11 protein-coding genes and 1 pseudogene are annotated in these 12,698 nt (G+C 61.5%); 6 read left to right on the top strand and 6 right to left on the bottom strand.

The annotated features are described in order from the left end of the window. Positions 1 to 54 precede the first annotated feature (54 nt). A pseudogene (locus tag PMI31_RS28955) lies at positions 55 to 1,524 on the top strand (type I secretion C-terminal target domain-containing protein); the annotation flags it as partial. Between the two features lie 106 nt (positions 1,525 to 1,630). Here the strand turns inward: PMI31_RS28955 and lapD are convergent. The 4 genes from lapD to PMI31_RS28935 all read right to left on the bottom strand — a co-directional run bounded on the left by lapD (position 1,631) and on the right by PMI31_RS28935 (position 5,395). Continuing rightward, on the bottom strand, positions 1,631 to 3,571 hold the full coding sequence (lapD, locus tag PMI31_RS28950) for a cyclic di-GMP receptor LapD (protein WP_008023668.1): 1,941 nt from the start codon (positions 3,569 to 3,571) through the stop codon (positions 1,631 to 1,633). Positions 3,572 to 3,593: 22 nt separating this feature from the next. After that, positions 3,594 to 4,301: a cysteine protease LapG gene (lapG, locus tag PMI31_RS28945; RefSeq protein ID WP_008023667.1), complete on the bottom strand. Its 708-nt coding sequence runs from the start codon at positions 4,299 to 4,301 to the stop codon at positions 3,594 to 3,596. Between the two features lie 100 nt (positions 4,302 to 4,401). Continuing rightward, positions 4,402 to 4,797, bottom strand: a complete 396-nt coding sequence (locus PMI31_RS28940; RefSeq protein ID WP_008023665.1) for a YbaN family protein — start codon at positions 4,795 to 4,797, stop codon at positions 4,402 to 4,404. 10 nt (positions 4,798 to 4,807) lie between these two features. Further along, entirely contained in the window at positions 4,808 to 5,395 is a 588-nt protein-coding gene (locus tag PMI31_RS28935) for a UPF0149 family protein (protein ID WP_008023664.1), read from the bottom strand. 273 nt (positions 5,396 to 5,668) lie between these two features. On the opposite strand from PMI31_RS28935, the gene recQ reads away from it, so the two are divergent. From recQ to PMI31_RS28915, 4 genes are all read left to right on the top strand, one after another. Further along, positions 5,669 to 7,795 (top strand): DNA helicase RecQ, encoded by a 2,127-nt coding sequence (gene recQ, locus PMI31_RS28930; RefSeq protein WP_008023663.1) that lies wholly within the window; start codon positions 5,669 to 5,671, stop codon positions 7,793 to 7,795. A gap of 119 nt (positions 7,796 to 7,914) precedes the next feature. After that, positions 7,915 to 8,349: a MarR family transcriptional regulator gene (locus tag PMI31_RS28925; RefSeq protein ID WP_008023661.1), complete on the top strand. Its 435-nt coding sequence runs from the start codon at positions 7,915 to 7,917 to the stop codon at positions 8,347 to 8,349. A 127-nt stretch (positions 8,350 to 8,476) separates the two neighbouring features. Beyond that, entirely contained in the window at positions 8,477 to 9,682 is a 1,206-nt protein-coding gene (locus PMI31_RS28920; protein ID WP_008023659.1) for a FimV/HubP-related protein, read from the top strand. Between the two features lie 33 nt (positions 9,683 to 9,715). After that, on the top strand, positions 9,716 to 10,003 hold the full coding sequence (locus PMI31_RS28915) for a SelT/SelW/SelH family protein (RefSeq protein ID WP_008023657.1): 288 nt from the start codon (positions 9,716 to 9,718) through the stop codon (positions 10,001 to 10,003). Here the strand turns inward: PMI31_RS28915 and PMI31_RS28910 are convergent. Both PMI31_RS28910 and PMI31_RS28905 read right to left on the bottom strand, forming a co-directional pair. Next, positions 9,997 to 10,890 carry a DMT family transporter gene (locus PMI31_RS28910; RefSeq protein ID WP_008023655.1) on the bottom strand — a complete coding sequence of 298 codons (894 nt, stop codon included), beginning with the start codon at positions 10,888 to 10,890 and terminating at the stop codon, positions 9,997 to 9,999. The genes PMI31_RS28915 and PMI31_RS28910 overlap by 7 nt on opposite strands. A gap of 71 nt (positions 10,891 to 10,961) precedes the next feature. Continuing rightward, positions 10,962 to 11,726 carry a helix-turn-helix transcriptional regulator gene (locus tag PMI31_RS28905; protein ID WP_008023654.1) on the bottom strand — a complete coding sequence of 255 codons (765 nt, stop codon included), beginning with the start codon at positions 11,724 to 11,726 and terminating at the stop codon, positions 10,962 to 10,964. 134 nt (positions 11,727 to 11,860) lie between these two features. Between PMI31_RS28905 and PMI31_RS28900 the strand changes: the two genes are divergently transcribed. Then, positions 11,861 to 12,676 carry a UDP-2,3-diacylglucosamine diphosphatase gene (locus tag PMI31_RS28900; protein WP_008023652.1) on the top strand — a complete coding sequence of 272 codons (816 nt, stop codon included), beginning with the start codon at positions 11,861 to 11,863 and terminating at the stop codon, positions 12,674 to 12,676. The last annotated feature ends 22 nt before the right edge of the window (positions 12,677 to 12,698 follow it).

Raw genomic sequence — 12,698 nt, 5'->3', positions numbered from 1 at the left:
TTTTTTTAATGATACGGCGACCACCGAGATCTACACTCTTTCCCTACACGACGCGTCATCACCAACGTGCTCTCGGGCACCGTCGTGGTGCCGGGCGAACTGTTGCTGGCCAACGACACTGACCCCAATGGCGATCAACTCTCGGCGACACCCACCTCGTTCAACACCGGCTGGATAGCGAAGGGCGCAGACTTCACCGGCACCGGCGCGATCAGCTTCGCCGGCACCAACAACAACGCCACCAACCAGAATCTGGCAGACGTGCGCAATGCCTTTGCGGCCAACGCGGCGACCATGACGGCGGTGCTGGTGGTCAGTGGCTATCTCGACTCAGTGTCCAACTCCAATGCAAACGATGAAGACCTCATCACGGTCAAGCTGAAACAAGGTGAGACGCTCAACCTCGATCACAACCTGGCAGCCGGGCACGTCACGATGGAGTATTCGCTCAACGGTGGGGCGTTCGTAAGCATCGCCGATGGCGGTACCATCACCGCTGGCGCGGATGGCACCTACCAGATCCACATGACCAACATCACCAACCCCGGTAACGGCAATACGAATGCCGCGGAAAACTATCAACTGACCATGACCGTCAACTACGCCGGGGCACACGATGTCACCCCGGACTACCACGGCACCTACACCGCCAACGACAACCATGGCGGCAGTGACTCGGCCAACCTGACCATCAGCTATCAGGATGGGCACACCCTCACCGGCACCAGCGGGGATGACGTACTGGTGGCGGGCACGGGCAACAACATCATCAATGCCGGCGACGGCAACGATGTGCTCACCGCCGGCTCCGGCAACAACGAACTGCACGGCGGCGCCGGCAATGATTGGCTCTACAGCGGCCCGGGCAATGACATCCTCGACGGCGGTACAGGCATCGACACAGCCAGTTTTGCCCACGCCACCGCCGGGGTCACGGTCAATCTCAGCCTGCTCTCTGCGCAAAACACCCTCGGCGCGGGCACGGACACCCTGACCGGCATCGAAAATCTGGTCGGGTCGAACTTCAACGACACCCTGACCGGTGACAACAATAACAACGTGATCAACGGCGGCTTGGGCAACGACCTCCTCAACGGCGGAGGCGGCGATGATTTGCTGATCGGTGGCCTGGGCAACAACTCCCTCACCGGCGGGGCAGGGGCCGACACCCTTCAGTGGCTCAAGGGCAACAGTGGCCACGATGTGATCACCGACTTCACGCCCGGCACCGACAAGCTCGACCTGTCGCAACTGCTGCAAGGGGAAAACGGCACCACGGCTTCGCTGGATGACTACCTGCACTTCACAGTCACCGGCAGCGGGCCGTCGACAGTGACCAGCATCGACGTCAGCGCCATGGCCGGCGCCGCGCCGAACCAGACCATCGACCTGGCTGGCGTCAACCTCGCCAGTCATTACGGTGTAACGCCGGGGGCGGGTGGAGTGGTCGCGGGCGGGCATGACACGGCGACCATCATCAACGGCATGCTCAACGATCACTCGCTGAAGGTGGATACCGTGTGACCTGAAGGCCCACTAAAAAACCCGCCACCCTGTGAAGGGGTGGCGGGTTTAAAGAGGGAGTCAGTCTGACCGAGAAGCCTTGGCTGAAGTTGAATTGGCTGCCTGGTCAGCTTGACTCCGGCGGCCCGATCAATCGCCCCATCGCGCCGAAAACACCCAGCTCTCTGATGGCCACCAACTCCCCTGACGTTTCGACCATCTCGGCAATCAGCGGCAAATCAATGCTGTGGGTCGCGCGAAAGATCGCGTCGATGAACAGTCGCTTGTCAGTCTGCTCGTCGATGTCGCGAATGTAGGCTCCATCGATTTTCAGGTACGCCAACCCCAATTGGGTCAGGTTGCCGATCTGGCTGAAGCGCCCGCCAAAGTGTTGCAGGCCCATTCGATAACCGGTGTCAAGCAGGCTGTGACTCAAACGCTGCAGCTCTTCGGGGGGTGGCAACTGGCGCTCGTCGATTTCCAGGGTCAGGAGCGGCGCCAGTTCCGGTAGGGAGTCGAGCAGGTCGAGGATTGCTCGCCAATGCACCGGGTCACACAGGGTGCTCCCGGACAGGCTCAGTGCCAAGGGCCTGCGGTTGGCCACCAGGTCGTCCAGCGTGGCCTCGAGCATCGCCAGGTCGAACCGTGCCGACCAGCCGAGACGCTCGATCCACGGCAGGAAATGCCCGGCGGCAATCGCCTCGCCCTGTGGGGCGAGCAGGCGTGCGAGCACTTTATGATGCAGCACCTGGCCGCGGTCTGCGCATTGCACGACAGGCTGGAAGTACAACTGCATTTTGCCTTGGCTCAGGGCATCGTCGATCCAGGTGCGCCAGTCATGCAGGGAGTGATTCGGCGCGGTGTCACGATGGCTCAAATACACCCAGGGTCGCTCGGGACGTTGCCGGGATTCAGTCAGTGCCTGATCCAGGCGCAGGAGTACGGCGCTGATCGGCTCACCGGGGCGGTAGGCGACAACGCCCAGGTGGGCGACGGGCATGCAATCACTGGCACCGGTCAGGCGCAGGTTCTCCAGGCTGACGCTGACATCGGCGGCCAGGCGCGCGGCATGTTCAGCGTCCAGGCCCGGTGTCAGCAGGCTGAATTCGCCACCACGATTGCGTGCCGCCAGCCAGGTGCGACGCTCGGGCAATTGAGTCAGGCGCTTGAGCAGTTCGCCTACGGCACTGATCAGCGCGTCAGTTCGTTGGCCGCCCAGGCGCTGGTTGAGCCCGTTCAGGTCGTTGATCCGCAACATCAGCAAATGGCCATCGCGGCTCTGTTCGCACTCGCGTAAATGGTCGGCCAGTTGCTCGTCGAGCAGGCGCCGGTTGGCCAGGCCGGTGAGACTGTCCAGATAGGATTCGGCCCGCAGTTTTTCGCTGCGCGCAGCTTCTTCGCTGAACAGGGCCTTGAGCTTCTCGACCATCTGGTTCATGGCCAGCACCACCCGTTTCAGTTCCGGCGTCCGTGGCAGTTTCGGCAGGCTGAGAAACTCGCGTTTACTGATGGCTTCAGCTTGTCGGACCATGCTGTCGAGGGGGCGAAATTGCCGGCGCAGCATCCATCCACCAACTACGGCACTGAACAGCCCGCACAACAGCAACCAGATCAGGCTGCCGAGGGTGCTGTCCCAGAGCTTGCCCAGGGCGAATTGCGGATTGCTCAGCACTTCAACCCGTGCCAGTTGTTCCCAGCCGCGCATGACCAAGGCGTCGCCACCTTCCGGGTGCAGGTTGACCAGGTTGACGAACCAGTCAGGCACACCGTCGATTTTCGTCGGTGTACTGCGTTCCACCAGGGTTTGCTGATCCTTGAGCCTGATGACGCGGATGCTGCTGAAATAGCCGCTGTCGAAAATCGAACTGACCATCAGTTCCATCATTGCCGGGTCATCGACCTGTGCCGTCAGCGACAGCCCCAGCGCGGTGGCTGCATCCTGGGCGTGGGCGCGCAACTGACTGAGCGTTTGCTCGCGGGAGCTTTCCAGGCTGGCAAAAAAACTGCCGCTGAATGCCACCAGCAGGAACAGGCAGATGGCCAGGAACAACTGTTTACGCAGTGTCATACATCGCTCCTTGCCATGGCGCTCAGCCGTCGCCTATGTCGAACCCTTCGGCCTGCATCTTTTTCAACACGTCCTGCCAGCGCGACAGTTTTTTCGTGTCGCTGCTGCGCTGGTCGCCGTTCTTGCCCGGCAAGTACAGGCCTTCGGCGTTGAAGGCGTACACCGGCAGCAAGTCTTTGCGTTGGGACGCGGGGCGGATATCGCCGATCAGATTGTCCAGCACCAGTGGGTCGGTCGTGGGCGAGCTGTAGAACGTCAGCACCATGTGCGCCTGGTTCTGGTTCAGGGCCTTGACGTAGGTGATGCGCAGTTTTTCGCTGGGAATACCGAGTCGGCGCAGGCTGAAATACTTCGCCAGTGCGTAGTCCTCGCAATCGGCGGCGCCCTTGATCAGGGCTTCGACGGGGGTGGCCCAGTAATCGGTCTGTTGCCAGATGCGCGTGTCGTCCTGGAAATTCAACTGCTGATTGAAGAAGCGGTTCACCGCGCTGAGCTGCTCACGTTCGGGCGCGCCGCGTGCACTTTGCAGCATTTGACTCCACGCCTCGATTCGGTTTCGTGCGAGTCCCGGCGGGCCGTAGCGCTTTTCAACGGTTTGCAGGATCTGCGCAAAATCCCAGTCGGCCCGGACCCCGTTGAATACGGTCGGTAGCAAACCCGCCAGCAGCAACCAGCCGCCGAGCCGAAGTCGGAGCGTTGGCCATCCTGGACTACGCAGACTGCGGGCCATGTCTGGCTGCTCGAGTGTAGATGGGTGAAGTTTAGGTGGAGTTTATGCCGGGGTAGGGCAGGTCGTCGGACGGGGCTCGCCACAAATAGCCAGGGAGGCTTCAGGAGTTACGCAGGGTTTTTTGCCTGAGGATGTAGATCGTCACGAGCACCGCACTGGTCAGCATGAACCCCCGTGCCCAGGGAAGCGGCACCAGATAGCAGGAGAACAGGATGCTCGCCCACATCAGGCCGATGGCGTAGACCTTACCCTTGAGCGGGATGCCGTTGCCGTCAAGGTAGTCGCGGATCCATGGGCCAAGCCGTGGATGCTCAACCAGCCATTGATAGAAGCGCGGTGAACTGCGGGCGAAACAGGCAGCCGCCAGTAGCAGAAAAGGGGTGGTGGGCAATACCGGCAGGAAAATCCCGATCACCCCCAGCGCCACGCTCAGCCAGCCGATGGTCAGCAGTACGTAGCGCAACATCAGGGGGCGGTTGCCTATGGGGGTGTCCATAGGCAGAGCCTTAGTGGTGACGGGGCTTGAGAATCGCCGGCTTTTCGTCTGGCGCGTTGCACAGCAGGTACAGCGCGGTCAGGGCTTCCGGGATCTGCACGATCATGTCGTCCATCAGGTTGGCATCGGCGGCAATGTCGGAGAACTCCGGTTGCTCGTCGAACAGGCCCGAACCGACCATGATCGGCAGCAGCATTTCGCTGACTTCGTCTTCGGCGGTTTCGAACCAGGCTTCTTCGCGCAGGAACACGCCTTCCATGAAACCGATGCACCAGCCGCGCAGTTCGGAATCGTCCGGTTCATCGCCCAGGTCCAGGTCGCACGGCAACTCGAACTCTTCGTCGGAGGCCAGTTGGCGGGCGATGTGGGCCTTGAGGCCGATCAGCGTGGCTTCGATCTCTTCGCGCTGGGCCTCGCTGCTGTAATGCGGCTCTTCGGCGAACAGTGCGTCGATCCATTCACGCTCGGGAACCGCTTCGGAACAGATCGACAGCGCGGTGAGGTAGCCGTGGGCGGCCACGTAGTCCAGCGCCTCGTCATGCAGTTCATCGGCGTCGAGGAAGACTTGCAGGCGGGTTAGTTGCTCAGCGAAGGACATTAAAGGGCTACCTTGGGGAATGTTCGATGCGGGAATTCTAGGCCTTCTTGAGCGCTTGGGCCAGCCGCACGGCATATTTGCGCATCGATGTGTCTTATCAGCGGTGCCCTTTGCCGGACGGGGCTCGGGTATACTCGCGCGTTTTGTGATGCCCTGCTGGCTTCACGGCTTAAATGTGAAGCGACATGCAATGCGCACTTACGATTTGTCGGTGCAGCATTGCGGGTTCTGAACCAGCCTTGCAGGGATGTTTCGGTGATTTTTGGAGTTTTTATGCTCGAACAGGCTCAACGCGTCCTCAAGGACATCTTCGGCTACGACAGTTTCCGTGGCCGTCAGGGTGCAATCATTGAGCGCGTGGCCAGTGGCGGCGATGCCCTGGTCCTGATGCCTACCGGTGGCGGCAAATCCCTGTGCTTCCAGGTCCCGGCACTGCTGCGCGAAGGCCTGGCGGTGGTGGTTTCGCCGCTGATCGCGCTGATGGACGATCAGGTCGCCACCCTCGAAGAGCTGGGCGTGGCCGCCGCCGCATTGAACTCCACCCTCAGCGCCGAGCAGCAGCGCGACCTCGCCGCCCGCATCCGCCGCGGTGAAGTGAAAATGCTCTACCTGGCACCGGAGCGACTGGTCCAGCCGCGCATGCTGTCATTTCTGCAAGGGCTGAACATCGCCCTGTTCGCCATCGACGAAGCACACTGCGTGTCGCAATGGGGTCACGATTTCCGTCCGGAATATCTGCAATTGGGCCAGTTGGCGGAAATGTTCCCCGACGTACCGCGCATCGCCCTGACCGCCACGGCCGACAAGCGCACCCGGGAAGAAATCGTCACCCGGCTGCACCTGCAAGACGCCGAGCGCTTCCTGTCGAGCTTCGACCGGCCGAACATCTTTTATCGCATCGTGCCCAAGGAACAGCCGCGCAAGCAGTTGCTGGCGTTCCTCGCTGAACGCCGTAGCGATGCGGGCATCGTGTATTGCCTGTCGCGCAAGAAAGTCGAGGAGGTCGCCGCATTCCTCAGCGAGCAAGGCTTTCCGGCGCTGCCGTACCACGCGGGTCTGCCCAACGATCTGCGGGCCTACCATCAGAAACGCTTCCTCAATGAGGAAGGCCTGATCATGGTCGCGACAGTGGCGTTCGGCATGGGCATCGACAAGCCCAACGTGCGTTTTGTCGCGCACCTCGATTTGCCGAAATCCCTTGAGGCCTACTACCAGGAAACCGGGCGTGGCGGCCGTGACGGCCTGCCGGCAGACGCCTGGATGGCCTACGGCCTGCAAGACGTGGTGATGCTCAAGCAGATGCTGCAGAACTCCGAAGGCGACGAGCGTCACAAGCGCCTGGAGCAACACAAGCTCGATGCCATGCTCTCGCTCTGTGAAGAAACCCGCTGCCGCCGGCAAACGCTGCTGGCCTATTTCGACGAAGACATGCCCGAGCCTTGCGGTCATTGCGACAACTGCGTCGACGGTGTGCAGACCTGGGATGCCACCGAGCCTGCGCGTCAGGCGCTGTCGGCGATCTACCGCACCGGTCAGCGCTACGGCGTCGGACACCTGGTGGATGTGTTGCTGGGCAAGGACAACGAAAAAATCCGCAGCATCGGCCATCAGCACCTCTCGGTGTTTGGTGTCGGCAAGGCGATGGCGGAGGGCGAGTGGCGCTCGTTGTTCCGCCAACTGGTGGCCCGCGGTCTGGCCGACATCGACCTTGAAGGTTACGGTGGCTTGCGCCTGAGCGACAGTTGCCGGCCGCTGCTCAAGGGCGAGGTGACCCTGGAATTGCGCCGCGATCTCAAGGCGCAAACCGCGGCGAAAAGCAGCAAGAGCCAGGCAAGCCAACTGGTCCGCGGCGAAGAGCGCGAGCAATGGGAAGCCCTGCGTGCCCTGCGGCGCAAGCTCGCCGAAGAACATGGCGTGCCGCCGTACGTCATCTTCCCCGACTCGACCTTGCTGGAAATGCTCCGCAGCCAGCCGACCTCGCTGGCGGAAATGGCCAGGGTCAGCGGCGTCGGCGCGCGCAAGCTGGAGCGTTATGGCGAGGCCTTCCTCGAGGTGCTCGGCGGCCAGGTCGAGGCGCCGAAAGCGGTGGCCGACGTGCGCCACGAGCTGATCACTCTGGCGCGGGCCGGTATGACGCCGGTGCAGATCGCCGGTCAATTGCAGTGCTCGGAGAAGAATGTCTACACCATGCTGGCCGAGGCGATCGGCAAGCAGCAGTTGTCGTTGGAACAGGCGCTGGATCTGCCTGAAGATCTGATGGGGGAAGTCCAGGACGCGTTCCTCGACGGCGAAGGCGAGTTGCCGCCGGTTTCCGAGATCGCTGCGCTGTTCGCGGGGCGGGTACCGGAAGGGGTTTTGTACTGCGTTCGGGCTGCCTTGCAGTCGGAATTCGAGATTTGAGATATCGGCAGTGCTGATGTAACGATTCAGTACAGATCAAGTCTTGCCTCAAGTCGAGGCTCATGCTTAGCTGACTAATAATTAGTTTTAATTTATTTCAGTCTGATCATGAGTGTTTTATGCCGTTAACCGATCAACACCGCTTTGGCATGCAATTGGCCCAGATGTCCCGCGGCTGGCGTGCCGAACTGGACCGCCGGCTGGCGGGCATGGGCTTGTCCCAGGCGCGCTGGCTGGTGCTGCTGCACCTGGCGCGTTTCGATGAAGCACCGACCCAGCGTGAGCTGGCACAAAGCGTCGGCGTCGAAGGCCCGACCCTGGCCCGTTTGCTCGACAGCCTGGAAAGCCAGGGGCTGGTGCAACGCCAGGCAGTGCTCGAAGACCGCCGGGCGAAGAAAATTGTGCTCTGCGCGCCGGCGCGCCCCTTGATCGAACAAATTGAAACCATTGCCACGCAACTGCGTCACGAACTGTTCGAAGGCGTCGATGAGGCGGACTTGAAGGTGTGCATGCGGGTTCACGGGCATATCCTGAGGAACCTCGAAAAATCTTGAGGCATAACCAACTGCCAGATTTTCGAGAGAGCGTATTGGGCGGACTATAAGAACTACTCGGCGATATCGTGTTCGTAACGGATGTACGAACGCGTACGGGTAGTTTCTGTAGATCTCAAGGATGCTCATGCTCAAGTGCTGGCGATTGGTTTTACGCGTTTGTTCTCAGTGGTTGCTGGCCGGGGCCGCTATCTCTTACTCGACATGGACACCTGCGCTGGGCCTGGGTGAAATCACCTTGCATTCGGCGCTGAATCAGCCGCTGCGTGCCGATATCGCACTGGTGGATGCGGCTGGCCTGGAGCAGAACGAGCTGTCGGTGAGCCTGGCAACGGCAGACGAGTTCAGTCGTGCCGGGGTCGACCGGGTAGTTTTCCTCAACAACCTGAGGTTCACCCCGATCCTGCGCGGTGGCCGCCGCTTGATCCAGGTCACGTCCAGCAAGCCGGTCAGTGAACCGTACCTGAATTTCCTTGTGCAGCTCGATCGGCCCAACGGTCGGTTATTACGCGAATACACCGTACTGATCGATCCACCGGGTTCGCCAGGCGTTGTTCCCGCCAGCGATGAACCCCTTTCCAGTACCCCGACGTCTGCATTCCCCAGTGTTCAACCGGTCGTACCGCTGTCGCCCGTGGCAAGGACGACGCCAGAAACTGACATCTCCGTGGTTGATCCAGCAGTGGAGCAACTGGCCGCCAGCGTCCTGCAAAACCACTCGTTGCAAACCACGGTCGATGAGCTCAACGCGAAGCTTCAAGAGCAGGATGAGCTGATCGTCGGCCAGAAACGGCAGTTGGCCGAGCTGCAAACCCAGCTGGCGGAGCTCAGGCAGGTAAAGACGCAACCGATGGCTTCTGATGCAGCGGTGCCAGCTACCGCTATTGCTGAAAGAACCGGGATGGGCTGGCTGCCGATTGCCGGCGTGTCAGCGCTGATGGCGTTACTGGCGCTGGGCTGGTTTGTTCGCCGCTGGCGCCAGCAGCATCAGGCCACAACGTCAGTGATTCTGCCGTCGCCACATGAACCGCTAGCTGAGCTCTTTACCGAGCCAGTGATGTGGCCACCCGTCATGCAACCGGCCACTGCGCATTGCGACGGGCCGCCAGCCAGCGATGAGCTTGAGCGGGTCGATAGCAGTCGCTCCATCCCGGTCGCTGCTGACGATGTATACCAACTCAACCTGGAGGCGTTGTCCATGGCGTCGAGTTGGGACGTGATCAGCCCAAACGAGAACAAGCCGCCGGCTGCCCCGGCCATGATCGAGCCTGTGTTCGAGTTGGAGGCGCGGCCTGTTCCGCCAACCCTGCAGCCACCGGCCGGGCTATCATAGCGGCGTCGTCAAATTCTGGAGTTACGTCCCATCATGACCGCCAGCAAACCGGAAATCGTCATCACCTATTGCACGCAATGCCAGTGGCTGTTGCGTGCGGCCTGGCTGGCCCAGGAACTGCTCAGCACCTTTGGGGACGACCTGGGCAAAGTCTCCCTGGTGCCGGGCACCGGCGGGGTCTTTCATATCTACTGTGACGCCGTGCAGATCTGGGAGCGCAAGGCGGACGGTGGCTTCCCCGAGGCCAAAGTGCTCAAGCAGCGGGTCCGCGACCAGATCGACCCGGACCGCGACCTGGGGCACAACGACCGCACTCAGTGAGACGCAGCCTCGGCGGTAACGGCTTTCCTGCTTGAGCTACTTGAGAACCTGCTGGATACCACGATCGCCACAATGATCAGCGCACCGCCCAGCAACATGCGCAGGGTCGGGTTTTCGTTGAACAGCAGCCAGGCGACGGTGATGCCGTAGACCGGTTCCAGGGCGAATACCACGGCGGCAGTGCGTGCCTTGATCACCGCGAGGCTGGCCACGAACAGGCTGTGGGCGACACCGGTGCAGAACACACCGAGCAGGCCGATCCACAGCCAGTCGATGGCGCGCACTTCGCTCAATTGAGGCGCCGCCACCGGCAGCAGGCACAGGGCAACCACCACGTTCTGACACAGCGCTGCCTGCACGGGCGGGACGCGCCCGGAGCTGGCACGGTTAGTCAGTGACAGCAGGGCAAACAGCAATCCGGAACTCACGGCCCACAGCAGGCCGGTGGTGGCACCGCTGGCCAGATCAAAGTCGGGGGTGACCAGTACCAGCCCGACACTGACCAGCAGCACCAGCACAATTTCATTGGCGCGAATGCGCTCGCGGAAGATCAACCCTTCAAGGATCACGGTAAATGCCGGGAAGCTGGCGAAACCAAGCGTTGCGATCGCCACGCCCGCGACTTTCACCGCAATGAAGAAACTCACCCAGTGCCCGGCCAGCAACAGGCCGCTGAGCAGCAGTCGACGCCAGTCCACGACCTCGAGTTTCTGCCAGCGTGTCTGGCTGGCGAACCGTGCAAAAAATGCCAGCGCGAGCACGGCAAAAGCGGCCCGGCCGAAAACGATGATCGCCGGTGACGCAGCAGCCAGTTTGCCGAACACGCCGGTCAGGCCGAACATCAATGCGCCGATATGCAGGGCGCCTAGGGCAGTACGGGGAGTCATTGCAATCCTTAACGGCAAACGAACAGAGGCATCATTGAAGCGCGTAATCGCCCCTCGAGTCTGTCGGCAAACTAGCGTTTTTTGTCGCCAGCCTCGCGCCGCAGTTTCCCGGGCGATGCCCCGAACTCGCGCAACACCGCCGCCGCGAAGGCACTCTGGGAGTTGTAGCCGACGCGGCTGGCAATCTCGCCGATGGGCAGCGCCGAGTTGCGCAGCAAGCTCACCGCGATGTGCAGGCGTCGGCTGCGGATGTAGTCCATCGGCGTCTGCCCGCATTCGGCCACGAACCGTGCATGCAAACGGGCATTGGAAAGGCCGGCCACCCGGGCCAGGTCGGCCACCTGCAGCGGGTACGCCGCGTACTGATCGATGTGTGCATTCAGCGCGGCATAGGGCAGGCGCCGACCGCCGACGGCGTCTGGCCTGGCGTTGTTGAGACTGGCCAGTAGCAGCACCGCGCCTTGTTGTGCGATCAGCGGATCATCGACCGGACTGTTCGCCAGCCAGCTGACCAATTGGCTTTGCCCTGCGTCCAGGGGCAGGCGGCCGGCGTTGTCGAGCAAGCGTCGGCTGGAATCGGCGTGATCGCCCAACGACTGGGCAACCCACTGTTCGCTGGGTACATCCAGCACCAGGCAGCGGCTGCCATTGGCGCTGCCACAAGCGTGATGCGCTCCAGAGGGCACTACCACGAAACTCTGTTGGACCACCTGGCTACCATGGCCGTCGACCTCGAAATCCAGCGCACCCGAAAGCCCGAACACCAATTGCGCGTGGTCGTGGCTGTGGACGATCAGGTCGTGGCTGTATTGGCGAAGCGTGAGGATCGGTCTCATCGCAGGTCTCCCGGTTCAGGGCGTCAGTCTACACCGAGCGGGCCTGCCAGCGTTGTCACAGGACTGACTTGGCGCTGTCATGGACCATTAACCGGGCCGGGTCAGACTTGGCAAAACTTGCCTGAGGGTTGCCCATGACCAGCGCCGAGCTCGCCAAACCCACCCGTAAGCAACGCGTACGGACTTTATGGATTTCCGACGTGCACTTGGGCACCCGGGATTGTCAGGCTGAACACCTGTCGCAGTTTCTCAAGAGCTACCACGCGGACAAAATATACCTGGTCGGCGACATCATCGACGGCTGGAAACTGCGTGGCGGCATGTATTGGCCGCAAGCGCATACCAACGTGATCCGTCGCTTGTTGACCATGAGCAAGCGTGGCACCGAGGTGATCTACGTCACCGGCAACCATGACGAATTCCTGCGCCGCTATTCGAAGCTGATTCTGGGCAATATCCAGCTGGTGGACGAAGCCGTGCACGTCACCGCCGACGGCCGGCATCTGCTCGTGATTCACGGCGACCAGTTCGATGTGATCACCCGTTACCATCGCTGGCTGGCCTTTCTGGGTGACTCGGCCTACGAATTCACCCTGACCCTCAACCGCTGGCTCAATCATTGGCGCGCGCGATATGGCTACGGCTACTGGTCGCTGTCGGCCTATCTCAAGCACAAGGTGAAAACCGCGGTCAGTTTCATCAGTGACTTCGAAGAGGCCATCGCCCATGAATGCATCAAGCGCGAGCTGCACGGCGTGGTGTGCGGGCACATTCACCATGCGGAGATTCGCAAGGTCGGTGAAGTGGACTACCTCAATTGCGGCGACTGGGTGGAATCGTGCACCGCGCTGATCGAGCACTGGGATGGTTCGATCGAGTTGTTTCGCCTGGCGGATGCCCAGGCGCGCGAGGCGCAGTTGAAGGCAGTGAAGATTGCGGAGCCTGCGTAGACTGTAGGAGCCGGCTTGCCGG

It is taken from the genome of Pseudomonas sp. GM55, assembly GCF_000282395.1.
Classification (GTDB): domain Bacteria; phylum Pseudomonadota; class Gammaproteobacteria; order Pseudomonadales; family Pseudomonadaceae; genus Aquipseudomonas; species Aquipseudomonas fluorescens_CC.
This window is presented reverse-complemented; position numbering and strand designations above follow the sequence as displayed.